Annotated in this window: 26 protein-coding genes; 15 read left to right on the forward strand and 11 right to left on the reverse strand. The window is 65.5% G+C overall.

What is annotated here, in order from left to right; all coding sequences use genetic code 11:
* Window positions 1–31: 31 nt before the first annotated feature.
* The 4 genes from C8C95_RS00990 to C8C95_RS01005 form a co-directional block, all read right to left on the reverse strand.
* Window positions 32–1,042 (reverse strand): hypothetical protein, encoded by a 1,011-nt coding sequence (locus tag C8C95_RS00990; protein ID WP_133246196.1) that lies wholly within the window; start codon window positions 1,040–1,042, stop codon window positions 32–34.
* 120 nt (window positions 1,043–1,162) lie between these two features.
* A complete protein-coding gene (locus C8C95_RS00995; RefSeq protein WP_116747339.1) occupies window positions 1,163–1,390 on the reverse strand; it encodes a hypothetical protein in 228 nt (75 codons plus the stop codon).
* 104 nt (window positions 1,391–1,494) lie between these two features.
* Window positions 1,495–1,701, reverse strand: coding sequence for a hypothetical protein (locus C8C95_RS01000; RefSeq protein ID WP_116747340.1), 207 nt, complete (start codon window positions 1,699–1,701; stop codon window positions 1,495–1,497).
* A gap of 254 nt (window positions 1,702–1,955) precedes the next feature.
* Window positions 1,956–3,194 carry a site-specific integrase gene (locus C8C95_RS01005; RefSeq protein WP_116747341.1) on the reverse strand — a complete coding sequence of 413 codons (1,239 nt, stop codon included), beginning with the start codon at window positions 3,192–3,194 and terminating at the stop codon, window positions 1,956–1,958.
* Between the two features lie 962 nt (window positions 3,195–4,156).
* On the opposite strand from C8C95_RS01005, the gene C8C95_RS01010 reads away from it, so the two are divergent.
* A complete protein-coding gene (locus tag C8C95_RS01010) occupies window positions 4,157–4,342 on the forward strand; it encodes a hypothetical protein (protein WP_056064060.1) in 186 nt (61 codons plus the stop codon).
* Between the two features lie 147 nt (window positions 4,343–4,489).
* Complete coding sequence (locus C8C95_RS01015) at window positions 4,490–4,867, forward strand: hypothetical protein (RefSeq protein WP_082522467.1); 378 nt, start codon at window positions 4,490–4,492, stop codon at window positions 4,865–4,867.
* A 139-nt stretch (window positions 4,868–5,006) separates the two neighbouring features.
* On the opposite strand, the gene C8C95_RS01020 is transcribed toward C8C95_RS01015, so the two are convergent.
* The 4 genes from C8C95_RS01020 to C8C95_RS01035 form a co-directional block, all read right to left on the reverse strand.
* Window positions 5,007–5,585, reverse strand: a complete 579-nt coding sequence (locus tag C8C95_RS01020) for a hypothetical protein (RefSeq protein ID WP_207780635.1) — start codon at window positions 5,583–5,585, stop codon at window positions 5,007–5,009.
* Window positions 5,586–5,692: 107 nt separating this feature from the next.
* Entirely contained in the window at window positions 5,693–6,706 is a 1,014-nt protein-coding gene (locus C8C95_RS01025) for an MlaD family protein (protein ID WP_116747342.1), read from the reverse strand.
* Window positions 6,707–6,746: 40 nt separating this feature from the next.
* The gene (locus C8C95_RS01030; RefSeq protein WP_116747343.1) at window positions 6,747–7,547 is read right to left on the reverse strand and encodes an ABC transporter permease; all 801 of its coding nucleotides are present in this window, start codon (window positions 7,545–7,547) and stop codon (window positions 6,747–6,749) included.
* A gap of 157 nt (window positions 7,548–7,704) precedes the next feature.
* Entirely contained in the window at window positions 7,705–8,169 is a 465-nt protein-coding gene (locus C8C95_RS01035; RefSeq protein WP_116750091.1) for a Cd(II)/Pb(II)-responsive transcriptional regulator, read from the reverse strand.
* Window positions 8,170–8,242: 73 nt separating this feature from the next.
* Here C8C95_RS01035 and C8C95_RS01040 point away from each other — a divergent pair, with 73 nt between their 5' ends.
* From C8C95_RS01040 to C8C95_RS01050, 3 genes are all read left to right on the forward strand, one after another.
* On the forward strand, window positions 8,243–8,905 hold the full coding sequence (locus C8C95_RS01040) for a cation transporter (protein WP_116747344.1): 663 nt from the start codon (window positions 8,243–8,245) through the stop codon (window positions 8,903–8,905).
* Between the two features lie 3 nt (window positions 8,906–8,908).
* A complete protein-coding gene (locus tag C8C95_RS01045; RefSeq protein ID WP_116747345.1) occupies window positions 8,909–9,790 on the forward strand; it encodes a DUF3703 domain-containing protein in 882 nt (293 codons plus the stop codon).
* 185 nt (window positions 9,791–9,975) lie between these two features.
* On the forward strand, window positions 9,976–10,614 hold the full coding sequence (locus tag C8C95_RS01050; protein ID WP_116747346.1) for a YitT family protein: 639 nt from the start codon (window positions 9,976–9,978) through the stop codon (window positions 10,612–10,614).
* Between the two features lie 43 nt (window positions 10,615–10,657).
* Here C8C95_RS01050 and C8C95_RS01055 read toward each other — a convergent pair whose 3' ends face one another.
* A complete protein-coding gene (locus tag C8C95_RS01055; protein WP_243415608.1) occupies window positions 10,658–14,182 on the reverse strand; it encodes an EAL domain-containing protein in 3,525 nt (1,174 codons plus the stop codon).
* 228 nt (window positions 14,183–14,410) lie between these two features.
* Between C8C95_RS01055 and C8C95_RS01060 the strand changes: the two genes are divergently transcribed.
* The 8 genes from C8C95_RS01060 (at window position 14,411) to C8C95_RS01095 (ending at window position 20,830) form a co-directional block, all read left to right on the forward strand.
* Entirely contained in the window at window positions 14,411–14,920 is a 510-nt protein-coding gene (locus tag C8C95_RS01060) for a hypothetical protein (protein WP_116747348.1), read from the forward strand.
* Between the two features lie 104 nt (window positions 14,921–15,024).
* On the forward strand, window positions 15,025–15,483 hold the full coding sequence (locus C8C95_RS01065) for a hypothetical protein (protein ID WP_133246197.1): 459 nt from the start codon (window positions 15,025–15,027) through the stop codon (window positions 15,481–15,483).
* On the forward strand, window positions 15,480–16,907 hold the full coding sequence (locus C8C95_RS01070; RefSeq protein WP_116747350.1) for a TolC family protein: 1,428 nt from the start codon (window positions 15,480–15,482) through the stop codon (window positions 16,905–16,907). Before C8C95_RS01065 ends, C8C95_RS01070 begins: the two co-directional genes overlap by 4 nt.
* A gap of 1 nt (window position 16,908) precedes the next feature.
* The gene (locus C8C95_RS01075; RefSeq protein ID WP_116747351.1) at window positions 16,909–18,291 is read left to right on the forward strand and encodes a copper oxidase; all 1,383 of its coding nucleotides are present in this window, start codon (window positions 16,909–16,911) and stop codon (window positions 18,289–18,291) included.
* 14 nt (window positions 18,292–18,305) lie between these two features.
* Window positions 18,306–18,812, forward strand: a complete 507-nt coding sequence (locus C8C95_RS01080) for a cupredoxin family protein (RefSeq protein WP_116750092.1) — start codon at window positions 18,306–18,308, stop codon at window positions 18,810–18,812.
* A 16-nt stretch (window positions 18,813–18,828) separates the two neighbouring features.
* Window positions 18,829–19,377, forward strand: coding sequence for a DUF411 domain-containing protein (locus C8C95_RS01085; protein ID WP_233584231.1), 549 nt, complete (start codon window positions 18,829–18,831; stop codon window positions 19,375–19,377).
* Window positions 19,374–19,745, forward strand: coding sequence for a copper-binding protein (locus tag C8C95_RS01090; protein WP_116747353.1), 372 nt, complete (start codon window positions 19,374–19,376; stop codon window positions 19,743–19,745). The genes C8C95_RS01085 and C8C95_RS01090 overlap by 4 nt, the downstream gene beginning before the upstream one ends.
* Window positions 19,746–19,822: 77 nt before the next feature.
* Complete coding sequence (locus tag C8C95_RS01095) at window positions 19,823–20,830, forward strand: P1 family peptidase (RefSeq protein WP_116747354.1); 1,008 nt, start codon at window positions 19,823–19,825, stop codon at window positions 20,828–20,830.
* 138 nt (window positions 20,831–20,968) lie between these two features.
* Here the strand turns inward: C8C95_RS01095 and C8C95_RS01100 are convergent, their stop codons facing one another.
* A complete protein-coding gene (locus C8C95_RS01100; RefSeq protein ID WP_116747355.1) occupies window positions 20,969–21,349 on the reverse strand; it encodes a tautomerase family protein in 381 nt (126 codons plus the stop codon).
* An 84-nt stretch (window positions 21,350–21,433) separates the two neighbouring features.
* Here C8C95_RS01100 and C8C95_RS01105 point away from each other — a divergent pair, with 84 nt between their 5' ends.
* Together C8C95_RS01105 and C8C95_RS23975 are read left to right on the forward strand one after the other, a co-directional pair.
* On the forward strand, window positions 21,434–22,291 hold the full coding sequence (locus tag C8C95_RS01105) for a LysR family transcriptional regulator (protein WP_116747356.1): 858 nt from the start codon (window positions 21,434–21,436) through the stop codon (window positions 22,289–22,291).
* A 302-nt stretch (window positions 22,292–22,593) separates the two neighbouring features.
* Window positions 22,594–24,183: a methyl-accepting chemotaxis protein gene (locus tag C8C95_RS23975; RefSeq protein ID WP_116747357.1), complete on the forward strand. Its 1,590-nt coding sequence runs from the start codon at window positions 22,594–22,596 to the stop codon at window positions 24,181–24,183.
* Window positions 24,184–24,222: 39 nt separating this feature from the next.
* Here the strand turns inward: C8C95_RS23975 and C8C95_RS01115 are convergent, their stop codons facing one another.
* Window positions 24,223–25,806: an EAL domain-containing protein gene (locus tag C8C95_RS01115; protein WP_165836500.1), complete on the reverse strand. Its 1,584-nt coding sequence runs from the start codon at window positions 25,804–25,806 to the stop codon at window positions 24,223–24,225.
* Between the last annotated feature and the right edge of the window lie 17 nt (window positions 25,807–25,823).

A 25,823-nucleotide genomic window follows, 5' to 3' on the forward strand; every position in this document is an offset into this window, starting at 1 on the left:
TGGAGTAACTTTTCGGCTGACATGGCAAACCTCAGCCTGCATCCGACAAAGGCGCTGGAATGCTTGGCTTCATGGCTTCACGAAGCACTGCCTGCAGCACAGAGTCGTTTCTAGCCGCTGCTGCCCCAACCTTGGCCCTTAGAGCTGCCTCAAGTTGCGCATCCGAGATGATGGGAGCTTGCTTGATTGCGTCCCGCACCGTCTGGAAGGCTTCGCCAAGGCTGGCATAAATCGCCCCGTCTTCTGGTAGGTCAAACCGAATAGCGCCATCTGCCTTACAGAACACCTCACGCCAAATTAGCTTGAGTGCCAGCTCGGCAAAATCTGCACGTTCCGCTCTGAAAACGGCACTCGATTTGCCCGCGTTGTTCACAGCCTGACGAACCTCGCGCCGCTGCTCTTGTGTTTCCCCTGGCGCGAAATCACTCAATGCCAAGTAGATTCCAGCGGCAGCCTTTGCCCGGTCTAGTGGCAGTGAGACACGAAATTCAAAGCCAAGAGGACAACGGAACAGCGCCTGTTTCTTTGCCCCTGGCTCGCCGGGGTACTGCATACCAACCCCCAACCCAGCGGCCTGCAATTGCGTCTTGGTGCCCTCCCAGCTTTCCCCCCGGCTGCCAACGAATTGGGCTAACTCCCAGCCTCGGAACAGATGGCCCCGCTGCTCTATCTCGTCATTGATTCGAGCCTGTTCAGCTTCGTATTCTTGGGCGCGCTTGGCGGCTCTGCGTTCCGCCTGCACTTCTTTTGAGACAGTGATTTCAACGCGAATCGTGCCGCACTCACGCTGGCGAATCGCTCGATACCCAGGGGTGCGCCATGCCTTCTTGCCAGGCGGGCACGACTGCCCGCCAGGAAGAAATGCGGTGTAGCCAGGGGCGCGCCTCTCTTGGGGCTCAAGCTCGGCAGGCGTTATCAATCCCGCATTAACCAGAGCGCCAATCGAGCCTTCGAAGGCGTCGAAGTAGTGCCCCTCTGACCGAAAGACGCCATCGAGTAACGCAGTGGAAGGATTGCTTTGGGGGACAATCGAATAAGCCATGCTGACCTCCTGAATAGGTTGGCTTGGTCAGGGTGGCATAGGTGGTGACACACCTTTGCTACCCGTCTTTTTCCGACTCAATGGCCCCAATTCGGGCCCAGTGCCGGGATATGGGGCCCGTTACGCCAGGGCGAGCTTTTCGGATAAGGCTCTGACCTCGGATGCAATTTCGGCGCATGCCCAAAGATAGTTCTCTTGAACCTTGTCCGAGCTCCTGCGAAACACTTCACCGCCTTCCCCGTAAGTCATGTACATGAGGGCGTCCAGTTGTGCCGACTTCTTGCTGAGGTCGTCAATATTGGTCAGGTCTTCGCTACTGAGCGATTGATTTACAGTTTGCTTAGCCATTTGCTCACTCCTAAACAGTGATTGATGGTCAGGGGCTGGTCGGTGTTTGCAGCACCTCCCGGCCCCGTCTTTTTCCCCTGGATGAGACGCGCCAGGGCTTCGCGTTAGTCTTTCGGCACTTCCAGATACTGCGCATGGAGCCGCTTCACCTCCTGCAAAAGCGCCAGATGTTTTTCGACCCACTCGGGGATTTCAACGCCCTCGTTTCGCCATCGGCCAGGGGTGTTTCTGTGCAGCCCCGTGGCCCTGCAAAAGTCGCTCACCTTCCAGCCCAGTGCTACCAGCGCCGTATCAAACTCATCAATCGTCATTCGCTACCTTTGCCGGTTGGGCTATTGTGCCATCAACGCCCGTAAATGTGAAAGAATCAAATTAAACAGCACACTATTGAACATAACGCCCGTCGTATCTGAATCCCCTTGTGGACAACTTCACGCGCCAAGCTCGGAAAACAAGGCTGCACAAGGGCCTAGCGCCATCTTCCACAATGATGAAAATTTAAGCATTTCAGTTGAGAAAGTTATCCACAGGGCCCAGTTACCCAAACCTTGACCATTCCGCCCCTCTAGGCTTCGCTCGCACGATTGATGGGAATGACCGCCCCGGGGGGTTGGACGATATCGCAGAACGCTGCCCAGTCCGCCATCATCCGCGCCCGTTTCTGGAACAGGTCGCCCCGCCTGTAGGCCGCCTCCACCTTGTCACCGATTGCATGGGCCAGCGCCATCTCGGCAACGTCGCGCGGGTAGTTCGTATGCTCAGCGGCCCAGTCCCGGAAGGTAGAGCGAAAGCCATGTGGGACTGCCGGGGCCTCCAGGCGTCGCACCACCGCGTTCAGTGTCATATCCGACAGCATCCCCCCGCGCAAGGCGGCGAAGACATACTCAGAATCTGAGCGCTTGGGCTGTGCTTTGACCAACTCCACCGCCCTGGATGAGAGCGGAACCCGATGGGGCTTTTTCATCTTCATGCGCTCTGCGGGAATAGTCCACAACCCCGCAGCCAAATCAAACTCGGACCACTGAGCCCCACGCACCTCCCCTGAGCGGGTGGCTGTGAGGATGAGGAATTCGAGGGCACTCGCTCCAACCCCGTCCAAGGTCCGCAGCTTCTTCATGAATGCGCCGATATCGGAGACCGGCAGCGCGGGGTGGTGCTTGGTCTTCGATATTTTTTCAGCGGCAGGCAGCGCTTTATCCAGGTGCCCCTTCCACCGCGCTGGGTTCGCTCCATCCCTGTAGCCGCGCACCGTAGCCCAATCCAGAACCGCCTCGATGCGTCCACGCAAGCGCGAAGCCGTCTCGGTTTTGGTGTGCCAGATAGGTTCCAGCACCTGCAAGACGTGGGTCATCGACACATCGCGGACCAAGAGTTTCCCCATAACCGGGTAGGCATATTTCGCCAGCGTGTTACGCCACTGCATTTCGCTCTTGGCGTTTTTCAGCCCTGCTGAGTGAGAAGCCACGAAGCGCTCCGCACATTCCTCGAAAGAAATAGCAGAACTAGCCGAGGCACGAAGCGCACTTTGCTTTGCTCGGGCCTCATTGATGGGGTCGATGCCTTCTTTAATCTTGGCGCGCGCAACCCTGGCCGCATCGCGCGCACCTGCAAGGGTCACAGCCGGATACCCGCCCAAGCCCATGTCACGGCGTTTGGTGCCCATCATCGCCCGCAGAATCCACGTTCTTGCACCGCTTGGAAGCACCTGCAGCGCGAGCCCCGGCACATCACCAACGAAGTGCAGTCCAGGCTCTGTTAATCGAGCAACGCTAAAAGCGCTTAAAGGTTTAGCTCTTCTTGCCATCTAAAACCCCCAATCAGTTAACCCATCCTCACACCCATCAGTTTAGGTGCGAACTTCTGAGCCATCTTGATTCATTATGAAGCGATAGACGAGCATTTCCCATAGGGAAGATGGCAAAAGTGAGACGAAAAGAGACTTTATGATGCAGAAAAATGGCTTCCGCCCTCTCCGCCACATATCAACCCAGGTGATTCCGGTCACCTGGGTTTTTTGTTGTGGGGGCTGGCTTTTTGCACACAGGACCCCGGCGCTTTGGGCTGAACATCAGCGACTGTGCGCCCCGCTCGGCGCCTGACAGTGTCTGCGACAGCCATGGCCATTCATGTCAACGACCCAGCGATTGCGGGGCTGGTGCTGACCTCAGCGTGGTGCGCAGGAGCACACCGGGTGCAGTGCCCACACAGGACCTGCAGGCCATACAGGTCCCGGTGCTGATCTACCACCATGCCAGGGACGGCTGCAGACACTGCTAGGCCAGCGACACGCCCGCCATTCTGAGAGGGCTGGCGCGGGCGCCGGTCAAAAAGCTGACGGTAGTCCATGGCTGCACCTACCCCGTCGCTGATGAGTGTGCTGGCCAAGATTGGCACGGCTTCATTGGCATCGAGCAGGAGGCCATTGCCCAGATCACCGCGTGGATTCAGACGCCCGCGCCCTGATCTATGCATGCCGCGATGACCGCTGGACGGCTCCACGGGAGCCCTCAGCAGTTCGTCCGCTTAGCACTCCATCCGCCTCCCACTCAAGGCCCTGAACCGGACCTCCGGACGCTTGCAAGGCGCGGAACGTTTCTGGCAGGTTTGTAAAGGCAACAGGCCGTAACAGTTGCCCATGGAGCCCTGTTATGGCACTTGTCTTACACGCGGAACTGCGGCACTTTGCTGAAATCCTAGCCAGCAGCCATTGAGGTTGCGCCGGGAGGTCATTGCGGCCCCCACCCCTTTTTTCAAAAGGACTTCACCATGAAACGCCATTCCTTACCGCCGGGAGCGCGCGCGTTGATAGCGTTCATCGGAACCGTGGTGCTGGCAGTGCTGGCGGCGGTGTCATTGCTGATGCCGGACGTGGCCGTGCAGTCTGTGGATTCGATGTCGCACGGGCTTACCGGGCTCGACCAGATTTTGTCCACCAGCTTTCTGGACCACTGAGTTGTGATGCGTGCAGGAGTGGCTGGCGCTGCGCTGCAGCGCGTGTGGGTCCAAACAGCAACACAGTAGCAAAAAGCATAGCATCGGAGTACCATTCGGCGCTGCACACCGGGACTTTTCGGTGGCATTCTGGAATGGAGGACGATCGTGACCACACGTTTTCGCATCTCTGCAAACCGTTTTTTCTTGATTCACTCCCCGAAATTCTGGGGCTCGATGGTGTTGCTGGCCGCTGTGGCGGGCTGTTCAAGCCCCCGCGACAATGCCTTGGACGAGTTCTCGCGCTGGTACGACGGTGCCAGGGCCCAGGCGCAGGCAGGGGCCATGAGCTGGAGCGAGCTTTACAAGCAAAGCTTTGACCGCCTCACCGCCCTGCCCCCCTCGCTGCAGCAGGACACGCGCCTTGAAAACACCGTGTTGCTGCTGTCTGTAGCCCGCAAGCTGGAGTCCAACGAAATCAGCCCCCAGCAGTTCGCCATGGAGCGGGACGACATCGAGACCCAGTTGCAGGCTCGCCTGCGCTGACGACGCCACCAGCAGCGGCAATGCAGCTTCTGGCAGCCTGGTCAATGGCTTGAGTAGCGGTTGCTGAAGCAACTGGGGCAGCTTTTTGTGCCCCCGCCACCGCTCGTTACCGGCCTCCTCCCTAGCGTGGCGGCCAACGCTATCGAGACGTAGACCCCGACTGCTCCACCACCCCCACGCGACGGCGCAATGCGTCGGCTGCCGCAGTGTCCCCGGTAGCCTCTGCCCTTTGCACCTGCAGCAGCAACCATGCCATCAGCGGCCTGCGCCAGCCCTGCGCGGACGCAGTGTCGGTGGCTGTGGTGATGACTGCGGGGCTGGCGTGCCCCGTCTGCAACAACACGCCCGCCGCCACTAGGCGCGAAAGGGGGTCGGCAATGCCCGCCAAGCTGGCAGCGTTGCCTGCCGTGGCGACCGCACGCTGCGCCGGTGGCAAGAAAGCCACCTGGCCGGCCTGCACGCGGCCCGCCAGATAGTCGGCGTAGGCCTGCTCGGGCGCTGCGGCGTCGGAGCGCAAGGCCTCAAAACGCTCGCACGGTTCAGTGACCAGACTCGCCACCTGGGCCGCGCAGCGCATCAGCTCCAGGCGCGCCATCAGATCGGGGCGACCCGTGCGCGCCACTTCGGCGCGGGCCCGGTCCCATTCGAGCTTCTCCACGCGCGCGTTGCCGGACAGGTAGGCCTCGATGGCCTTCTGGGACGCGCCCTGGGCATTCATCTGCCAGTCAGGCACCGGGGGTTGGCGGGAACACGCAGCCAATGCGAAGGCACAGCCGATGGACAGGAGCCGCAATGCAGCCCGCAAACGAGGTGCAGCAGAGGGGTTCATGGCAGCTTCAACTCCGTGTCGCGTGCAAAGGGCCATTTGCGGTTGATCTCGTTGACCAGGCTTTCCACCTTGCGCAGATTGCTTTCCACCTCGGCGCGCAGCGCGCCCAAGTCCGTCGTGGCTTCGCGGGCATTGGCGCCGATGGCCTGGGCCTCCACCAGCACGGCATCCACCTTCTTGAGGCTGGTGCGGGTGTCGGACAACAAACCATTGAACTGGGCCACGGTGGCGCGCACCTCAGGCACCAGCGCGTCCTTGTTGCCCTCGCTGCCAAACACCTGCTTGTCGGCGCGGGCGGCCATGCCGTCCAGGCGCGCCAGCAGCGCGTTGGTGCGCTCCAGCGTGGCCACAATCTTCTTCGCATCGGCTTCGTTACCCATCAGCACGCCCAGGGCGCCGCCCGGCCCGTTCAGGCGCTCCGTGAGGGCCTTGACGTTGATCAGGGTGTTGCCCAGCGCGGCGTCGGGCGACGTCAGGGCGTTCAGGTTGGTCAGCAGCTCGCGCGCGGTGGCCATGAGCTGCGGGATCTCCGCCGTGGCATCCCCGCGCAACACCGGCCGCACGGCGCCATCGGGCAGTGCGGGGTCGGTCAGGATGCCGGAGTACGCCCGGATGTTGGTGCCCCCCACCAGACCGCGTACCAGCGTGAACACGCTGGACTCGCGCAGCCAGTGCGCGTCCTTGCGGGGCACATCCACCAGGATGCGGGCATTGCCCGATTCGGCCAGCTCGATGCGCCGCACGCGGCCAATGGGAAAGCCCGAGAAGGTCATGTCCATGCCCACTACCACGCCCTCGGAGTCATCGGCCGTCAGCACCAGCGTCTGCGTGGGCTCAAAAGCGCCCCGCGCATACAACAGGTACAGGCCCGAACCCACGATGAGGGCCAGGGTGAACAGCAGCAGCGCCGCAGCCTTGAGTTCCAGATAGGCCACCGGGCGCAGGGTCTCGACCGGAGGCGCGTCGGCCCCGGCGGGGCCATGCGATGGGTGAGGAGGATGGTCGTTCATGTCGTGGGTTTATGCGGGTGGGTGCGACCGGCGCGGGCCGTCAGTAGTAGTTGCCCATGAGCGAGGCCACCTCGATCAGCAGCAGCACCGCAAACATGCGGGCCAGGCCGCCCAGTTCCGAGTCGGGCTGGGTGCGTTCGCCGCTGTCATACAGCCCGGCAGCCATGGGGATCAGCGCCACGGCCAGGCTGAAGAACAGGGTCTTGAGCACAAACACCATGGTCACGCTGGGCGAAAACACCTGGCCGAACATGCGCGTGTAGCTCGGCAGCCCCGCCATGTTGAAGCCGTACACCCCCAGGTACGCCAGCACCAGCGCCACCACGCAACTGAGCGCAGCCAGCGTGACGCAGGCAAACACCCCGGCAATCACGCGGGGCAGCAGTTCGATGCGCACGGGGTCAGAGCCCTGGCGGCGCAGCGCCTCGAACCGGCCCGTGAGCCGCAGGTGCGCCAGTTGCGAGCCGTTGGGAATGGTGCAGCGCATGGCCACAAACAAGGCGGCTGTGAGCGGGATGAGCTCCAGCACCAGCACGCGGATCACCATCTCCAGCGCATAGCGCGACAGCCCGTAGCTCAGCGCCGTGACCACAACAATGCGCGTGAGCACCAGGCTGATGAGCGCCGCCAGCACCGTGAAGCCCAGCAGCACCGGCGCCGTGTCCAGATACAGGTGCCGGGCCAGCGCGCGGCGGGTGCCCTTGCCGTAGCTGGACGGCGACAACACCAGCACCAGCACCACCGCGCCCAGATACAGGATGCGCCACCAGGCCACCGCCCAGCGCCGCGCCGTGTTCCACACACGTTCGGGCAGGGAGAGGCCGTGAAGGCGCGAGATCATGGGCGGATCATAGCGGGGGCATGCGCCAGGGCAGCCCATGGCAGGCGTCTGGAGATATTTGGGCCATTTTCGGGCGATAGCGCTACAAACATATGCCCAAGCAGCTATCAATTAGATAGCAAATAGCACACACGCAGCCACGCCGTACAACAACTGCTCACACATGGCGCTTGCCCTGGCCGGGAGGGGCGTTGACGCCCATGGGCTGCGCGTCAGCCCGCGCATGCAGTGCTTCGATGATGTGGCAGGTGGCGTCCGCGCCATCGCAACGGCTGCGCAGCGCCTGCAGGTCGGCCTCCAGCGCCTGCAGCTCGGCCAGGCGGGTGCGCACATGCACCAGGTGTGCATCCAGCGTGTCGCAGGCGGCGTGGCAGTCGGTCTTGCTGTCCCAGTCCAGCGCCAGCAAGGTCCTGACCTCGTCCAGCGACATGTCCATGGCGCGGCACAGGCGGATGAAACGCAGCTGGTGCACGTCGGCGCTGCTGTACAGGCGGTAGCTGTTGTCGCCGCGCGCACCGGGCGGCAGCAGCCCCTCTTTTTCGTAGTACCGGATGTTGGCGGCCGACACGCCGGACTGCTGGGCGGCCTCGCCAATGCGGAAGTGTGCAGCGTGGGGATCCATGGGCTTGACCTTCAAGTGACTTTAAGGTTTCCAATGATGCCATCGCTTTCCAAAACCGCCAGGAGAAAACACCATGTCCGCCCATTGCCATCACGACCACAGCGCCCCCGGCCACAGCCACGATGCCCCCGCCAGCGCAGACCCGCGCTACCGCCGCATCCTGTGGATTGCGCTCGTCGTCAACGCCGCCATGTTTGTGGTGGAACTGGGCGCGGGCACCCACTCGGGCTCGGCGTCGCTGCTGGCCGACGCCATCGACTTTCTGGGCGATGCGGCCAACTATGGCCTGTCGCTGTGGGTGCTGGCCATGGCGCTGACCTGGCGCGCACGCGCCGCCCTGCTCAAAGGCGCCAGCATGCTGGCGTTTGGCGTGTTCGTGATCGGCCGGGTGGCCTGGGGGGTGTGGCAAGGGGTTCCGCCCGAGCCCTTCACCATGGGTGGCGTGGGCCTGCTGGCGCTGGCGGCCAACCTGGGTGTGGCCGCCCTGCTCTACGCCTGGCGCGAGGGTGACGCCAACATGCGCGGCGTGTGGCTGTGCACGCGCAACGACGCGCTGGGCAACCTGGCCGTGATGGCCGCTGCGCTGGGGGTGCTGGGCACAGGCACGGCCTGGCCCGACCTGGTGGTGGCAGCCATCATGGCCGGCCTGGCCATCAGCGGCGGCTGGAGCGTGATCCGCCACGCGCGGCAGGAGCTGGCCAGCACCGCCGGCGCCCCCGCAGCACACGGGCACTGATCCATGCGCGTACGCCTGTCCACACCGCTCCATGCACCGCCCGAATGGGTGGCTGCGCAACTGCAAAGCACCGCTGTGTTTCGCCACATCACGGCGCCTCTGGTGCGGTTCAAGCGCCCTGGCGGCGCGCCCTGGCCCACCCACTGGTCTCCCGGTGATCTGCCGTTGCAGATGCGGCTGCTGGGGCTGCTGCCCATGGGCTCCCAAACCGTGCGCATCTCCATCGAGCCATCTGCCCAGTCCGGCGCATGGCCCACGCTGCGCGACAACGGCGAGGGCACGCTGATGCGGCGCTGGGACCACCGCATCACGCTGCAGCCGCTGCCGGACGGCCGCACGCTCTATACCGACGACATCGACGTGGTCGCGCGCCACCTGCCCTGGCTGATGACGCCCCTGAGCGCGGCGTTTGCCCAGGTGTTCTACCGGCACCGACAGCGGCGCTGGCGCCAGCTGGCGGCGCGCCACGCGGCAGATCCCATGGCTGCCCCCTTGCACACGCAGCGCGCGTTCGACCACCTGCTGGCAGCATTTGCGAGCGATGCCGACGCACCGCCCGCCACCCGCTGGCGCTGGCTGGAGGCCGCGCATGTACTGGGGCAGACCACGCTGTCCCTGCATTGGCGGTCGCACACAGCCATGCTGCGCTACGCCCTGCAGTTGCGCGACCTGCGCGAGTCCGGTGGACAGGTGCTGCGGCTGGCCCTGGTGCCGCTGGGCCATGCGCTGGCGCGGCTGCCCATTGGCAACACGGGGCGGGCACGGGTGAGTGCCTTGGCGCCTATGGCGCCGCAGTCACACATCACGCGGCTGATTGACGGGGCCATGGCCGCTGCGCGCCTGCAGCCCGTCCCATTTCTGCAAAAAACTGGCGATAGCGCTTGATCTATAAGCGCTTACAGCTATCAAATCAGGAGTAAACAACCAACGAACAGTGCGGCCGCCGGGCACCCGGAATTTGACGCACGACAAGCCCGGCATGGGGCTTGCATGGTCCAATCCACAACCTGTGCGCCGCCCTCTGCCCCGGGGGCCGCGGGCACAGCCCTCATTCCTTTTGCTTGTCGCCCATGCCCTCCCGCGCCCCTGCCGCCCCCGCAACCCCTGCCCCGCTGGGCGTGCCCCACAGCCTGACGGAAGACGCCGTGGCCATCTTCACCGGGGTGTTGCTCATCTCGGTGGGGGTGGCGTTTTTCACCAGCGCGGGGTTGCTCACAGGTGGCACGGCGGGGCTGGCGTTTTTGCTGCACTACGCCACGGGCATCGGCTTTGGCAAGATCTTCTTTGTGCTCAACCTGCCGTTTTACTGGCTGGCGCTGCGCAAGCTGGGCCGGGCCTTCACCGTCAAGACTTTCATCGCGGTGCTGCTGTTGTCGCTGCTGACCGAGCTGCAGTCGCAACTGCTGCAGTTCGCGCAGTTGCAGCCGCTGTATGCCGCCATTGCGGGCGGGCTGATCACGGGCACGGGGTTTCTGGTGCTGTTCCGCCACCGCTGCAGCCTGGGCGGCGTGGGCATTGCGGCGCTGTACCTGCAGGACCGCTACGGCTGGCGCGCAGGCAAGGTGCAGATGGCGGTGGACTGCTGCATCGTGCTGCTGGCCCTGTGGACGGTGGAGCCCGTGCGCGTGGCTTGGTCCATTGCGGGCGCCGTGGCGCTCAACCTGGTGCTGGCCATGAACCACCGGCCGGGCCGCTACATGGCGGTGTAGGCCCCGGCCAAGGGCGGTTGAGCGCCCTGCAGAGACACACCTTCTACGTGGACACCTGCCAGCCCAGCCCACTGTGCAGCCGGTGCTCCAGCACCTCGATGGGTACCGGGCGGCTGAACAGGTAGCCCTGCCACAGCGTGCAGCCGTGGCGCTCCAGAAACGCGCGCTGCGCCTCGGTCTCCACCCCCTCGGCAATCACGTCGATGCCCAGGCTCTGCGCCATGCCGATGATGGTCTGCACGATGAGCGCGTCGGTGTGCTGGATGCCGATGTTGCGCACAAAGCTCTGGTCGATCTTGAGCTGGTCCAGCGGCAACCGCGTCAGGTACGACAGCGACGACTGGCCGGTGCCAAAGTCGTCCATCGAAAAGCGCAGACCCAGCGCGCGCAGCGCGTTCATCTTGGCGATGGTGTCGTCCACGTTGTCCAGCGCCAGGCTCTCGGTCAGCTCCAGCTTCAGGCGGTCGGGCCGCGCGCCGGTCTGTCGCAGCACGGCCACCACCTGCTCCATGAAGTCGGCCTGGCGGAACTGGCGGGCGCTCACGTTCACCGCCAGTTGCAGGTGGGCGGTGGCCGGGTCGTCCTGCCAGCGGCGCAGCTGGGTGCAGGCAGTCTGCAGCACCCACAGCCCGATAGGTAGGATCAGCCCGGTCTCTTCGGCCAGCGGGATGAACTCGAACGGCGGCACCATACCGCGCGCCGGGTGGTTCCAGCGGATCAGCACCTCGGCCCCCACCACATGCTTGCCGCAGCCTACCTGCACCTGGTAGTGCAGCGTGAACTGGCCCTGTTCCAGCGCCGTGCGCAGGTCGTTCTCCAGCGCCGCGCGGGCAGTGACGGCGGCCTGCATGCGCGGGTCAAAAAAGCGGATGCCGTTGCGCCCTGCGGTCTTGGCGGCATACATGGCCAGGTCGGCATGCTTGACCACATCTTCCACCGTCTGTCCCTGGCCGCTGAACAGCACGGCGCCCACACTGGTAGTGCTGTGCACATGGTGCGATGCGAGCTGGTAGGGCTGGTTGAGCGCGGCCAGAATTTTTTCACCCACCGCCTGCGCCTGCTCGGCCGCGTCGGTGGCAAGGGCGCCCAGGTCTTCCAGCAGCACCAGAAACTCGTCGCCGCCCAGCCGCGCCACGGTGTCGCCCTCTCGCACGCAGGCCGTGAGCCGCTGGGCCACCTGCTGCAGCAGCACGTCGCCCATGTCGTGGCCCAGGGTGTCGTTCAGGGTCTTGAAGTGGTCGAGGTCCAGGCACAGCAGAGCCCCTTGCAGGCCCGCGCGCGCACTGGTGGCAAACGCCTGTTGCAGGCGGTCCATCATCAGGCGGCGGTTGGGCAGGTGGGTGAGCGGGTCGTAGAACGCCAGGTGCTCAATCTCCCGCGCCGCCGCCGCGCGCTGGGTGATGTCGCTGAGGGTGGCCACGTAGTGCGTCAGTACCCTGTGCTGGTCCGTGACGGCGGTGATGGCCATGAAGTGCAGGTTCACCTCACCGCTCTTGCAGCGGTTCCACAACTCGCCCTTCCACTCGCCGGTGCTGGCCAGGCTGGCCCACATGGCATCAAAAAACGCCTTGTCATGGTGGCCCGAGGCCAGCAGGCTGGTGCTGCGGCCCACCACCTCGTCGGCGCTGTAGCCGGTGATGCGGCTGAACGCACGGTTGGTGCGCAGGATGAGCGTGTCCGCGTCGGTGACGATCATGCCTTCTTGCGACTCGAACGCAATGGCGGCGATGCGCAGTTCGTTCTCGTCGCGCTTGCGGGCCGAGATGTCCTTGCCCACGCCCCGGTAGCCGCAAAACACACCGTCGTCATCAAACACGGGCGTGCCGCTGATGGACACCCAGTACGAGCAGCCCTGCTGGTCGCGGCGCTCGAACTCAAAGTCGCGGAACTCCTGGTGGCGCTCCAGCAGCGCACGGTGCTCTTCCCACAGCGCATCGCTCATGCCCGGTGCGGCCAGCTCCCAGCGGGTCTTGCCCATGTGCAGCGCGGCCTCCTGCACCACCCGGTCATCGGCCCGGCCTTCGACATGCGTGAGCCGAAACTGCGCGTCCTGCTCCCAATACCAGTCGGACGACAACGCGGTGAGGGTGCGAAACCGCGCCTCGTTGTCCTCCAGCTTGCGGCGCACCCGGTAGGACTCGCTCACGTCGCTGAACACCAGCACCACGCCCACGATCTGCCCCTGCGCGTTGCGAATGGGGGCGGCGCTGTCGGCAATGTGGTACTCGGCGCCATGCCGGGCCAGCAAGGTGGTGTGGTTGCTCAATGCCACCACCTGGCCCCGGTCCATCACCAGCTGCACCGGGTCTATCTGCGGCTCGCGGGTGCCGGCGTTGACGATGTGGAAAACCTCGGGCAACGGCTGGCCCATGGCCTGTGCCAACGGCCAGCCTGTCAGGCGCTCGGCCACCACGTTCATGCGGGTGATGCGGCCTTGCGCATCGGTGGCGATCACGCCATCGCCGATGGAAAGCAGCGTGATGGCCAGGTTTTCTTCGCTCTGGCGCAGTTCGGCCTCGGCTTTCTGTCGCGTCAGGGCCATGCGGTCAAACCGGCGGCCCAGCTCGGTCAGCTCCTGCAGGCCCGTGGCGGGAACGCGCGATACATAGCGCCCCTCGGCCAGCTCGTCCGTGGCGTGCATCAGGCGCCTCAGGGGCCGCATCACGCCGCGCCGCACGCCCACCTGCGCCACGGCAAATGACAGCACCAGGCCCCCCAGCAAGAACGCCATCTCGGTCCACATGCGGCGGTTGGCTTCGGCGTACAAGTTGTCCAGCGGCACCGTCAAACTCATGGTGGCCACGGGTTTACCGCCCGCCTCGATGAGTGGCTGGAACACCACCAGCTCAGGGGTGCCATCCGCGCGCGTGCGCTGGCGCTGCCCCTGCGGGGTCTGCAGCACCAGGGCGCGGAACTCGCCATCGGCAAATGGAGCCCCCAGCTCGCTGGCATCGGGCGGGTAGCGCGCCAGCACGCGCCCCTCAGGGTCGGACACCCGGGCCACCGCGCCGTCCGGCAGCCCCAGGTCGGTGAGCCGCCGGCTCCACCACTCCAGCGACACCACCGCCACGGCGGCCGCCACCACCTCCTGCGTGCCGGGCGGTATCACCGGGTAGGCAAAGTTGACACTGGCCACCTGGGCGGCACGGTCCACCTGGAAGCTGCCCACCGCAAAGTCCCGCCCCGAAATCGTCTGCTGAAAATATGGGCGGTTGGCGACGTTGACAGGCGCCTTGAGCGGACGCGCATTGCACAGCAGCTCGCCGTCCGCCCGTGGCACGCCAATGTTGACGTAGGTGGCATTGAGCGACAGCACTTCGGCCAGGTAACGCCCACACTGGGACGCTGAAGGGTCGTGCACCTGCGGCATGGCGGCCAGCTGCTGCAGAAACTGGCGGGTGTTCTGGATCAGCCGCTGCTGGGTGCCAGCCACCGACTGCAGGGTCTGCAGCGCGCGTTCTTCTGCCACAGCAATCGCGTCTGTGCGGTGGGCCCGTGCCTGGTACACCACCAGCAGCACCGCTGGCAGCGTGGCCCACAGCACCAGCCAGCGAATCCGCGCGGACAAGGTGCTCCACATTCCAGCGACCCATGAGGGCATACCGACCTTTCTGTGCAAGAGAAAGAACGCTTGAGCACATATCTGCCGACAGCCGCTGACAAACGGGCAGACATGTTTCGTCACATGTTACTGCCCATGGTTGGAAAAGGCATTCACGATTTGCGCAGGGTTGCCCGCAGCGCCAGAAAGTGGTTACCTGCGGAACCTTGAGCGGCTCCGCCGTATCATTGAAGGATGCGTCGCGGCTTTTTCTTCCTGCTGATGGTGGTGCTGGTCCTTCGGGGCCTGACGGGCACGGCCATGGCGGCGGGTATTGTGGCTCCGCTGCTTCCTGCAGGCGCCGCACAGCACACCGAGGCCCATCAGCCCACGGCGGAAGGCATGGCCCACGACCACGACCAGGGCCATCCCCACGATCATTCCGCAACCCTTGCGCAGGCGGAGGGCGTGGCACCCGCCGACGCCCATGCCCACCATGGCGCCCCCGCCGCTGAGCCCGGCATCGACCACACCGCCAGCCACTCTGCGGCCTGCCAGAACCCCGATGCGGGCTGCAAATCGGGCGACGACCACGACCACCACAGCGCCAGTTGCTCGGCCTGCGAAATCTGCCATTCGGCCATGCTGGGCCTGCCCGCATCGCTGACCCCCGCCCCCCTGCCCGCCGGAGCCCTGCAGCCCCTGGCCTCCGCGCAGTTTGACAGCGCCCCCGCAGCGCTGGCCATCAAACCACCCATCGCCTGATCTCCGACGCCCGAAGTGCGTCTGCCATTGCCTGACTGACCCCGAGACACGGGGCCCATCGGGCGGCAGCGCCGTGTTTTTTCGTTCGTTGTCTGGAGATCGCCATGCGCGCCCCTGCCATTTTTCTCTCCTCGCCGTCGCCCGGGCCATCGTGGCCGATGCGATTGGCTTGTCTTGCCCTGTTGTCGCCCTTGCTGGCGCAAGCCCATGGCCCATCTGCATCCGACGCTACCCGCGCCGATGCGCTCACGGCCCCCCTGCCGTACACGGCCATGCCGCCGCAACCCCCGCTGGTGGACGCCTTGCCCACACCCCAGGCCTGGCGCCAGGCGCACGAGGCCGTGGGCGCTTTCCCGCGCGGCCATGCGGACATCGTGGCCTGGGAGGCGCAAAAAGGCTCGGCACCTTCTCCCACGCCCGCAGCCTCCACGGCTGCTCCCAGGCCACACCACCACCAGGGCATGCCGCATGGGAAGCAGCACGGCACACGCCATGAAATGCATCACGGAAGCCCAGGGAGTGCCCACCCCGCCCACCACCCCGAGCAGAAGGGCAAGCCATGATCAGCACCCATCGCCTCTCCATACTGGCTGCCGCCGCCCTGCTGGCGGGCTGCGCCAGCGTGTCGCCCGATGGCCTGCGCAGTGATGTCGCGGCCCTCACTGCGGGCCGTACCGCCGGTGTGCCCCAGGCGGCCTTGCCCGCGATGGACCCGAGCGCCCGCGCAAAGGCCCAGCAGTCCATCGACGGCTGGCTCGCACAACCCCTGACACAAGACGCCGCCGTACGCATTACCCTGCTCAACAACCCCGGCTTGCAAGCCCGGCTGGCCGCGCTGGGCGTGGCCGATGCCGAGCGGGTGCAGGCCATCACGCTGCCCAACCCGCACCTGACCCTGGGGCGCTTCACCAACAGCCAGGAACGCGAGATCGAACGCACCCTGGCCTTTGGCCTGATGGACCTCATCACCCTGCCCTGGCGCACCCAGCGCGAGGCCGAGCGCCTGCAGATTGCCACGCTGCAGGCCGCGCAGGACGTGGTGCAACTGGCCGCAGACACCCGCCGCGCCTCGCTGCGGGCGGTGGCGGCCGAGCAGGTGGCCGCCACGCACGACCGCATGGTGGAAGCCGCCGAGGCCGGGGCCGAGCTGGCGCGCCGCATGGCGCAGGTGGGCAACTGGAGCCGCCTGCAACAAGCCCGCGAACAGGCCGTGCTGCACGAGGCCACCCGCCAGCGTGCCCGCGCCCGCCTGGCCGCCGCCACCGAGCGTGAGCAGCTCAACCGCCGCATGGGCCTGTGGGGGCAGCAAACCCAATACCAGCTGGCCCAGCAACTGCCGCCCCTGCCCACCACCGCCTTACCCGCCGATGGCATCGAAGCCTCCGCGCTGCGCGAGCGGCTGGACATGCAAGCTGCCCGCCGCCAGCTGGACACCCAGGCCACGCGCCAGGGCTGGAGCCGTGCGGGCGCCGTGTTTGGTGACATTGGGCTGGCATACAGCCGCAACACCGCGACCGAACGTGACACCGGCCGCAGCGACATCAAGCGCGGCTGGGAGATCGAGCTGCCCCTGCCCCTGTTCGACTGGGGTGGTGCAGCCCGCACCCGCGCCCAGGCCGAGGTGGAGCAAAGCGCCGCCCAGCTGCAAGACACCGCCGTGCGCGCCCGCAGCGAGGTGCGCGCCGCCTGGCTCACCTACCGCACGGCCCTCGACCTGGCGCGCCAGCAGCAGGCTGAAGTGGTGCCCCTGCGCCAGCTCATCGCCGACGAGACCACGCTGCGCTACAACGGCATGCTGGCCAGCGTGTGGGACATGCTGGCCGAAGCGCGCAACAGCACACAGGCCGTGGCCAACGCCATCGAAGCGCAGCGCGACTTCTGGCTGGCCGAGACCGACCTGCAACTGGCGCTGACCGGCACCTCGCCCGGCGCACTGCAGGGCCTCGCCTCCGGCGCCGCAGCCTCCACCCCCCCACAAGGCCACTGACATGAATCGCCGCAATTTCTTTTCTGGCGCCGCCACGGCCGTGGCCGCAGCCTCCGTCAGCCGCGTGGCCCTGGCCGCGCTGCCCGAGCCCGCCACACAGTCCAGCGCCGACACCGCGCCACCGCTGCACCCGCCCACCGGCCGCCCCTACAACCCCGTGGTCACCCTGAACGGCTGGACCGCCCCCTGGCGCATGAACGCGGGCGTCAAGGAGTTCCACCTGGTGGCCGAGCCCGTGGTGCGTGAGGTGGCGCCCGGCTTCATAGTCAACATGTGGGGCTACAACGGCCAGAGCCCCGGCCCCACCATCGAGGTGGTCGAGGGCGACCGCGTTCGCATCTTCGTCACCAACCGCCTGCCCGAGCACACAACCATCCACTGGCACGGCCAGCGCCTGCCCAACGGCATGGACGGCGTCGGTGGCCTCACCCAGCCCGCCATCCAGCCCGGCAAGACCTTCGTGTACGAGTTTGTGGCGCGCCGCCCCGGCACCTTCATGTACCACCCGCATGCCGACGAGATGGTGCAGATGGCCATGGGCATGATGGGCCTGTGGATCACCCACCCCAAGGGCAGCCATCCGCAGATCGCCAAGGTGCAGCGCGACTACGCGTTTCTGCTCAACGCCTTTGACGTGGAGCCTGGCAGCATGACCCCCAAGGTCAACACCATGCTGGACCACAACATCTGGTGCTGGAACAGCCGCGTGTTCCCCGCCATCAGCCCGCTGGTGGCGCGCCAGGGCGAGCGCGTGCGCATCCGCGTGGGCAACCTCACCATGACCAACCACCCCATCCATCTGCACGGGCACGAGTTTGAAGTGACCGGCACCGACGGCGGGCCCGTGCCCAAAAGCGCGCGCTGGCCCGAGGTGACCACCGACGTGGCGGTAGGACAGATGCGGCAGGTGGAGTTCATAGCCGACGAACCCGGCGACTGGGCCCTGCACTGCCACAAGAGCCACCACACCATGGGCGCCATGGGGCACGCCGTGCCCACCATGATCGGCGTGGACCACCGGGGCCTGGTCGGCAAGATCCAGAAGATCGTGCCCGACTACATGGTGATGGGCGAGCGCGGCATGGCCGACATGGGCTCCATGGAGATGCCGCTGCCCGACAACACCTTCCCGATGATGACCGGCACCGGCCCCTTCGGCCCGCTGGAGATGGGCGGCATGTTCACCACGCTCAAGGTGCGCGCTGACCAACCCGCAGGCGGCTATGCCGACCCCGGCGACTTCAGGCAGCCACGCGGCACCCAGGCCTTTGAATGGCAAGGCGCACCGGCCGCCACACCACGCCCTGCACGCACCGACACCCCAGGCACCGCCCCAGGCGCGGCCAATGCACGCAAGCCCGCTGCCAGCGGCCACCAACATTGATGCCAACGATCACCATGAACACTATTAAATTCATAGCTGCCTGGGCAATATGCACTAGCGCATTCGGCACTTTTTCTGCCTATGGGCATGAAAACATGCCCCACCGCACCTCCACAGCCCCCGTGGTCAAAGAGCAAAAAGACTGGGGCATTGCAGGCGATGCCCAGCAGGTGCGCCGCACGATCACCGTGCGCATGGGCGACGACATGCGGTTCAGCCCCCGCCACATCGAAGTGCGCGAGGGCGACACCGTGCGGCTGCGCGCACAGAACAAAGGCCAGGTGCTGCACGAGATCGTGATCGGCACCAAGGCGGAGCTGGACCAGCACGCCGAGATGATGAAAAAGCACCCGGGCATGGAACACGACGAGCCTTACATGGCCCATGTGGCGGCGGGCAAGGCCGGCGACATCGTGTGGCACTTCAACCGCGCAGGCAGCTTTGACTTTGCCTGCCTCATCCCCGGCCATTACCAGGCCGGCATGACCGGCACCATCACCGTGCTGCCCCGCCATCCATAACGCCAGGAGAAACACCATGACCCTCCAACGCCCTCGGGCTGCATCCGCATCCATGACCGCGCTCCCCAGCCCTGCCCGCCGCCAATGGCTGGCCACTACTCTGCCTCTGCTGGGCGCGGGGTTGGCCGTCGCTTTGCTGCCGGTTGGGTCCCGCGCCGCCACCAACACGCCCACACCGCTGGAAGTGTGGAAAGACCCCAACTGCGGCTGCTGCCAGGACTGGGTGGACCACATGCAAGCCAACGGCTTTACCGTGAAGGTGCATGCCACCGGCAACAACGCCGTGCGTGCCCGCCTGGGACTGCCGCCAAAACTGGGTTCGTGCCACACCGCGCTGGTGGGCGGCTACCTGGTGGAAGGCCACGTGCCCGCCAGCGATGTGCGCAAGCTGCTGCAGCAAAAGCCCAAGGCCCTGGGCCTGGCCGTGCCGGGCATGCCCGTGGGATCGCCAGGCATGGACGGCGCCGTGTATGGCGACCGGCGCGACCCGTACGACGTGCTGCTGGTGGCCCACGACGGCAGCACGCGCATCTTCAACAGCTACAACAAAAAGGCATCCACATGACCCAGCACTTCTTCTCCATCCCGCTGGCTGCCGCCCTGTTTGTCCTGGTTGCAGGGCCAGCCCTGGCGCAGGCGCCCGCAGGGGCTGCCGCAGACAGCCACAGCAGCCACCACCCCGCCGCCACCGCACCGTCCGCGCCACAGGCGGAGCTGAGCGAAGGCGAAATCACCCGCTGGGACCCGCGCACCCTGCGCCTGACCCTCAAACACGGAGAGATCAAGAACCTGGAGATGCCGCCCATGACCATGGTGTTCCGCGTGGCAGACGCCAGCGTAGTCGGCGACCTGAAACCGGGTGACAAGGTACGCTTTCGGGCCGAACAGGTCAGCGGTGCCTACCACGTCCAACGGATCGAGAAAGCGCCCTGACGCGACTCCACGTGCAGCGCCAGGGCCCTGATGCTGCGCAACTGTCGCCCTGCCCCAGGGCACCATAATCAACGGCCATGACTTCCTCCAACACACTGGCTGGCGACGCTGGCAGCATCACTCGCGTGGCCGGCATCGAGGTCGGCCACTTCACCGAAACCCGCCGCCCCACGGGCTGCACCGTCATCATCACCCGCGAGGGCGCTGTGGCCGGGGTGGATGTGCGCGGTGCCGCACCCGGTACGCGCGAGACGGATTTGCTCCACCCCTCCAACCTGGTGGACAAGGTGCACGCCATCATGCTCGCGGGCGGCAGCGCCTGGGGGCTGGATGCCGCCACCGGCGCCGTGCGCTGGCTGGAAGAGCGCGGCGTGGGTTTCGACGTGGCCGTGGGCCGCCTGCCCATCGTGCCCGCCGCCGTGCTGTTCGACCTGCTGGTGGGCGACATGCGCGTGCGCCCCGATGCTGCGGCGGGCTACGCGGCATGCGAGGCCGCCTCCACCGCAGACCCGGCCGAAGGTAACGTGGGCGCGGGCACCGGTGCGGCGCTGGGCAAGATTTTTGGCATCCAGCGTGCGATGAAGGGTGGCATCGGCACCGCCTCCGTCACCGTGGACGGCGTCACGGTGGGTGCCCTCATCGCCTGCAATGCGCTGGGCGACGTGATCGACCCCGACACCGCGCAAGTGATTGCCGGGGCCCGCACCGACGACGGCCTGCGTTTGCGCGACACGCGCCGCGCCCTGCTGCGCGGCGACCCGCCCCAGCCCCTGCTGGCGGGCACCAACACCACCATCGGTGTGGTCGCCACTGACGCGGTCATCACAAAGGTGCAGGCCCACCGCCTGGCCGTGGCCGCGCACGACGGGCTGGCCCGCAGCATCAACCCCGTGCACACCATGTCGGACGGCGACACCCTCTTCAGCCTGGGCACGGGCCGCAGCGGCAAGAGCCCGGGCATGATGGTGCTGGCCACCATGGCGGCCGAGGCCACAGCCATCGCCACGGCGCGGGCAGCACGGGCTGCGCGCGCCATCACTACCGCCGAGGGGTTGTACCTGCCCTCGGCCGCCGATCTGGGCTGAAGCGCAAAAATCGGCATGCGCCACGCAGACAGTGCGTGGCGTCTCCTTCCCGTTGGCACCGGCTGGCGTTGACTGGCGTCTGTTGCCGGCTTCGTCCCATGCCCTGGAGCTGGCGATTTCTGCCCCCCGCGCCAGCCCTCAGGCGTATTGCGCCAGCCCGTGGCCGAAGGACCAGTTCTCCTTGGCCACCTCAACAATGTTCACGAACACATCTTCCGGCCTGAGGCCAGGGCTTTCGCCCAGAAGCTGGGCGATGCGCTGAAACAGCGCCTTCTTCTGTTCCAGCGTGCGTGTGTTGTTGGCAGTGATCTGGATGAACACCACATCGTCGCTGCGTGCCACACCCAGGTACGACGGGCTGTAGCGGAAATTCGCGGCATCGTGCTCGGTCAGGGTCATGAACTGATCGTCCTCGGGCACATTGAAGGTCTCGCGCATGGCGCGGTACAGCATGTCGAAAATCGCTTGCCGGTAGGCAGCGGGCTTGCCAGCACGCATGGCAATGTGGATGAGCGGCATGGAGGGTCCTTTTGTGAAAAAGCTGGTGCCATGCTATCCATATTGATATGCTATTGATACTTATATCAAAAATAACAAAAACATATCATGCAACGCCCTCTGGATCTGGATGCCGTCGAGGCTTTTGTCCGTGTTGCCGAGCTGGAGAGCTTTACCCGAGCAGCCGAGGCCATGCAGACCAGCCAGGCCGCTGTGAGCCTCAAGCTCAAGCGGCTGGAGGACCGGCTGGGCTCCCGGCTGCTGGAGCGCACCCCCCGGTATGTGGAACTGTCAGCCCAGGGAGCCGCCTTCCTGGACCATGGCCGCGCACTGCTTGCTGCACATGAGCGTGCCCTGGCTGCACTGGGTGAAGCACCGCAGCGTTTGGCCATCGGCATCAGTGACCACGTCGCCGGGCCTGAACTGCCTGCACTGATTGCTCGCATGAACGCACAAGACCCTCAGCTGTTGATCGACATCCGGATCGGCTCGTCGGGCGACCTGCTGCAAAGCTTTGACCGGCGCGAACTCGACGCGGCCATGGTCCGCATGCATGCCGGGCGCAGCGATGGCGAAGTGCTGGCCGAAGAGCGATTTGGCTGGTTTGCCGCGCCGCACTGGCAGCACCGCACTGGTTACCCCCTGCCGCTGGCCACCCTGGCAGAGCCCTGCGGCGTGCGTGCGATGGCTGGAAAACTGCTGGATGCAGCCGCCATCCCCTGGCGCGAGGTGTTTGTGGGCGGCGGCGTGGCGGCAGTGTCCGCAGCCGTTGTTGCAGGGCTGGGCGTAGCCGCACTGGCACCCCGCATGTTGCCCTGGGGCGCGGTGGACGTAGGTGCCCGGCTTGGGCTTCCTGCACTGCCAAGCCTGCCGGTGGTGCTTCACAGCCGGGCCCCGGATGGCCGACCCAGCGATGCCATTGCAGCACTGTCTGCCGCATTCAGAAGTGCGGTGCGCGGTTAGGGCGGGTCACGCCCGCCCTCGCTTACCCCTGCACACGCAGGGCGCCCAGCGCGCCATCCGCACCTTTCGGTCAAAAACTTCTTGACGCGCGCCGGAACCCCCAGAAGATCAGGGCCTGTGCACCATCGTGCGCCCAAGGCGGCGGCTGCGCACCGCCGCATCGATATCGCCAGAACGCCGCAGGGTGGCGGTGGCAACGTGTTGCGCCCCACGTTACGAAATGGTAAACACCGGTTTCCTGCCGCTCCTGCGTGCTCCGAAAAAGCGCCTCATCCCGTATCACCAGCTGGAGGGTCCATCGCATGAATGTCCTGCAGAACCTGAGCATCAAGACGCGTCTTGGTATTGGATATGTTGTCCTGACCTGTGCACTGATCCTGGTCGCCATCATGGGTATCCGTGGCGAGTCCATGACACAGGAGAGCCTGGACAACCAGGTCAATCACCTGAACGTGATCAAAAGCCTGGGCAACCGGGTGCTGGATACAGCCAATGCGAGGGCCGTGTCTGCCCGCAACCTGGTGATCGCGGGCTCCAAGGAAGATGCCGACGCGGAAACACGTCGCATTGGAGTCGCACATGAAGGCATGGGCAAGGCACTCCAGGGAGTCGAAGATGCCCTCAAGGTCGGCCCGCCTGAAACCGCCCCCCTCAACAAGCTGCTGGCCCAGATCAAGAACACCGAAGCGGCCTATGGCCCCGTGGCGCTGGAGATCACCCGACTGGGGAGCCAAGGGGAAAAAGATGCGGCGATCAAGAAAATCAACGAGCAATGCCGCCCCCTGCTGACCAGGCTGGTGGCCGACATCGAAGCCTTCCTGGCCGAGAGCGACGCCATCAGCAAACGTGCCAGCCAGGAATCGATGCGCCAGTTTGAATCGCTGCGGCTACAGCTGGTCTTGCTCAGCGTGGCCATGGTGGTGTTTGCCTGCGTGCTGGGTGTGGCCACCACCCGCTCCATCGTCCGGCCCCTGAACGAGGCAAGCCAGGCGACGCGGGAGTTTGCGCGGGGCAACCTGGCCACCCCACTGGTGGCGCAGGGCAAGAACGAAATTGCTTCGGTAGTCACTTCGATGGAAGCCATGCGGCTGAGTCTTTCCAACCTGGTGGCAGGGGTGCGCCAGGGATCAGAAAGCGTATCGACCGCCAGCGCCGAGATCGCGCAAGGCAACCACAACCTGTCGATGCGCACGGAACAACAGGCTAGCGCGCTGCAGCAAACCGCTGCCTCCATGGAGCAACTGGGCTCCACCGTGAAGCAGAACGCAGACAACGCGATTCATGCCAACCGCCTGGCGCATTCAGCGTCGACCGTTGCGCAACAAGGCGGTGACGTGGTGGCCATGGTGGTGGCCACCATGAAGGACATCAACGACTCCAGCCGCAAGATCAATGACATCATCAGCGTGATCGACGGCATTGCATTCCAGACCAACATCCTGGCGCTGAACGCGGCCGTGGAGGCTGCCCGTGCCGGTGACCAGGGGCGGGGCTTTGCCGTGGTGGCCAGCGAGGTTCGCAACCTGGCCCAGCGCAGCGCGGCTGCGGCCAAGGAGATCAAGCAGTTGATCACGGAAAGTGTCGGCCGCGTGGAACACGGCACGGCTCTCGTGGACAAGGCCGGCCACACCATGACAGAGGTGGTTGCCAGCATACGCAACGTCACCCACCTCATGGGGGAGATCAGTGCTGCCAGCTCTGAGCAAAGCTCGGGGGTCACGCAGGTGAGCGAGGCCGTCACGCTGATGGACCAGGCCACGCAGCAGAATGCGGCCCTTGTGGAGGAGATGGCTGCTGCTGCATCCAGCCTGCGTGGGCAGGCCGATGACCTTGTGAGTGCTGTGGCGGTGTTTCGTATTCACGGCAGCGGATCGGCGCTGCTGATCAAGTAGCGTCCCCCATCCCCTGCCGCGCCATCCAACGGGGCGGGATCAATCTTGCACCGAGCCACGTGGTGAAACGGCTGGCTGCGGGCGCATGCCGGCCAGCAGATCATTCAGCGGCATGGCACGGGCAAACTTCCAACCCTGGGCCTGGCGCACACCCCGGGCAATCAGGAAGTCCACCTGGTCCTGAGTCTCGACGCCCTCGGCAATCAGTGCCAGCTTGAGCATGTGGGCCATTTCGATGATGTGGGTAGTCACCGGGCTGATGGCGGCTTGCGCGCCGATGCTGGCGATGAAGATGCGATCAATCTTGAGGGTGTCGATGTCGATGGACTCCAGCATGGACAGGCTGGAGTAACCCGTACCGAAGTCATCCAGCGCAATCGATGCACCGATCTGCCGCGCAGCCCGTAGCGCGGGCCGTGCAGCCTCGATGTCCACCAGCCCGCGCTCGGTAACCTCCAGCATGAGCGCGCCCGGCGGCATCTCCATGGCGCTGAAGCGCCGCTGCAGGTACTGCACGGGTCCGTCGGCCACCAGATCCTGGGGCGAGAGGTTCAAACTCACATGAAAACCCGGGCGTGCCTTGAGCATCTCGGGCAAGTCGGCCAGCACCACATCCATCACGTACCGCGTGATGTGCGCGATCACACCGGCCTTCTCCGCTTCTGCAATGAATTCATCCGGGGGCACCAGGGTGCCGTTGCGGCGACGCCAGCGCAGCAGAGCCTCCGCCCCCACCCACTGGCCGGTTTCCAGATCCACGATGGGCTGATAGAGCACGAAGAACTCGTGCCGGCGCAGGGCCGCCCGCAGTCTGACGCGTGGCGACAACTGCCACCGGGTGAGCATCGCCACGCCCAGCGCAAACAGGGCACTGGCCACCAGCCCCAGGGGTGCCAGGATCAGCGCCTGGGCCTTGAGCCCTTCGTGGGCCAGCGCCTTGGGAGCCGCCGCGACCGCCGCCACATTGTTTTCCTTCGACACCCGAAAGACGATGTAGTGGGTCTCGCTTTCAGCCACGTTGTTCACATGGGGCGTGTAGAGGTTCAGCCACCGGGTATCCAGCGGACCTTTGGACCGGATCAGCGCGCGGGGCGTGCTGATCAGAAGCCCCAGCGCGACATCCGCATGAAGCACAGGCATGTCAATCACGATGCCCGGGTGAATGATCACCGCATGGCCGTTGCGGGCGTAGATGTTGAAAGGCTGCTCCGGGGCAAAGGGCAGGCGGGCGCCAATCCAGGTGGAGATACCCGTCGAGGTGACCATGTGGTTGCCGGTGAGCGGTACCACCTCATTGCCCGCGGTGAGGGTACTGCAGACCAACGCTCCGTCCCTGACCGCCCCCATGCCCTGCAGATAGAACGAGGTGCCCACCAGCTGCTGCATGCGTGTGAGGCTGGCCTGGCTGCAAGCGGGGTGCGGATCTCCGTCCAGATCGTTGAGCGCCGCCACCAGCTGCTGGCGCGAGGCCACGCCGCGTCGCAGCACCTCGTCCGCCAACGAGGTCAGATAGGCGACCTGGTCTTCCTTGGCCTGGCGGTGGGCCACCCACAGGGATGCAGCAATGGGGATGAGCGCCGCCAGCAGCAGTGGGATGGAGGCAACGACATAGAAGCGTTTCATCGGACACGGCAGTGGGT

The organism is Acidovorax sp. 99, from assembly GCF_003096455.1.
GTDB classification, from domain to species: Bacteria; Pseudomonadota; Gammaproteobacteria; order Burkholderiales; family Burkholderiaceae_C; genus Acidovorax; species Acidovorax delafieldii.

What these genes read in the sequence shown, in the direction of transcription:
- C8C95_RS00990 (WP_133246196.1), bottom strand. Translation starts at nt 1,042, where the DNA reads ATGGCTTATTCGATTGTCCCCCAAAGCAATCCTTCCACTGCGTTACTC.
- C8C95_RS00995 (WP_116747339.1), bottom strand. Translation starts at nt 1,390, where the DNA reads ATGGCTAAGCAAACTGTAAATCAATCGCTCAGTAGCGAAGACCTGACC.
- C8C95_RS01000 (WP_116747340.1), bottom strand. Translation starts at nt 1,701, where the DNA reads ATGACGATTGATGAGTTTGATACGGCGCTGGTAGCACTGGGCTGGAAG.
- C8C95_RS01005 (WP_116747341.1), bottom strand. Translation starts at nt 3,194, where the DNA reads ATGGCAAGAAGAGCTAAACCTTTAAGCGCTTTTAGCGTTGCTCGATTA.
- C8C95_RS01010 (WP_056064060.1), top strand. Translation starts at nt 4,157, where the DNA reads ATGAAACGCCATTCCTTACCGCCGGGAGCGCGCGCGTTGATAGCGTTC.
- C8C95_RS01020 (WP_207780635.1), bottom strand. Translation starts at nt 5,585, where the DNA reads ATGAATGCCCAGGGCGCGTCCCAGAAGGCCATCGAGGCCTACCTGTCC.
- C8C95_RS01025 (WP_116747342.1), bottom strand. Translation starts at nt 6,706, where the DNA reads ATGAACGACCATCCTCCTCACCCATCGCATGGCCCCGCCGGGGCCGAC.
- C8C95_RS01030 (WP_116747343.1), bottom strand. Translation starts at nt 7,547, where the DNA reads ATGATCTCGCGCCTTCACGGCCTCTCCCTGCCCGAACGTGTGTGGAAC.
- C8C95_RS01035 (WP_116750091.1), bottom strand. Translation starts at nt 8,169, where the DNA reads ATGGATCCCCACGCTGCACACTTCCGCATTGGCGAGGCCGCCCAGCAG.
- C8C95_RS01040 (WP_116747344.1), top strand. Translation starts at nt 8,243, where the DNA reads ATGTCCGCCCATTGCCATCACGACCACAGCGCCCCCGGCCACAGCCAC.
- C8C95_RS01045 (WP_116747345.1), top strand. Translation starts at nt 8,909, where the DNA reads ATGCGCGTACGCCTGTCCACACCGCTCCATGCACCGCCCGAATGGGTG.
- C8C95_RS01050 (WP_116747346.1), top strand. Translation starts at nt 9,976, where the DNA reads ATGCCCTCCCGCGCCCCTGCCGCCCCCGCAACCCCTGCCCCGCTGGGC.
- C8C95_RS01060 (WP_116747348.1), top strand. Translation starts at nt 14,411, where the DNA reads ATGCGTCGCGGCTTTTTCTTCCTGCTGATGGTGGTGCTGGTCCTTCGG.
- C8C95_RS01065 (WP_133246197.1), top strand. Translation starts at nt 15,025, where the DNA reads ATGCGCGCCCCTGCCATTTTTCTCTCCTCGCCGTCGCCCGGGCCATCG.
- C8C95_RS01070 (WP_116747350.1), top strand. Translation starts at nt 15,480, where the DNA reads ATGATCAGCACCCATCGCCTCTCCATACTGGCTGCCGCCGCCCTGCTG.
- C8C95_RS01075 (WP_116747351.1), top strand. Translation starts at nt 16,909, where the DNA reads ATGAATCGCCGCAATTTCTTTTCTGGCGCCGCCACGGCCGTGGCCGCA.
- C8C95_RS01080 (WP_116750092.1), top strand. Translation starts at nt 18,306, where the DNA reads ATGAACACTATTAAATTCATAGCTGCCTGGGCAATATGCACTAGCGCA.
- C8C95_RS01085 (WP_233584231.1), top strand. Translation starts at nt 18,829, where the DNA reads ATGACCCTCCAACGCCCTCGGGCTGCATCCGCATCCATGACCGCGCTC.
- C8C95_RS01090 (WP_116747353.1), top strand. Translation starts at nt 19,374, where the DNA reads ATGACCCAGCACTTCTTCTCCATCCCGCTGGCTGCCGCCCTGTTTGTC.
- C8C95_RS01095 (WP_116747354.1), top strand. Translation starts at nt 19,823, where the DNA reads ATGACTTCCTCCAACACACTGGCTGGCGACGCTGGCAGCATCACTCGC.
- C8C95_RS01100 (WP_116747355.1), bottom strand. Translation starts at nt 21,349, where the DNA reads ATGCCGCTCATCCACATTGCCATGCGTGCTGGCAAGCCCGCTGCCTAC.
- C8C95_RS23975 (WP_116747357.1), top strand. Translation starts at nt 22,594, where the DNA reads ATGAATGTCCTGCAGAACCTGAGCATCAAGACGCGTCTTGGTATTGGA.
- C8C95_RS01115 (WP_165836500.1), bottom strand. Translation starts at nt 25,806, where the DNA reads ATGAAACGCTTCTATGTCGTTGCCTCCATCCCACTGCTGCTGGCGGCG.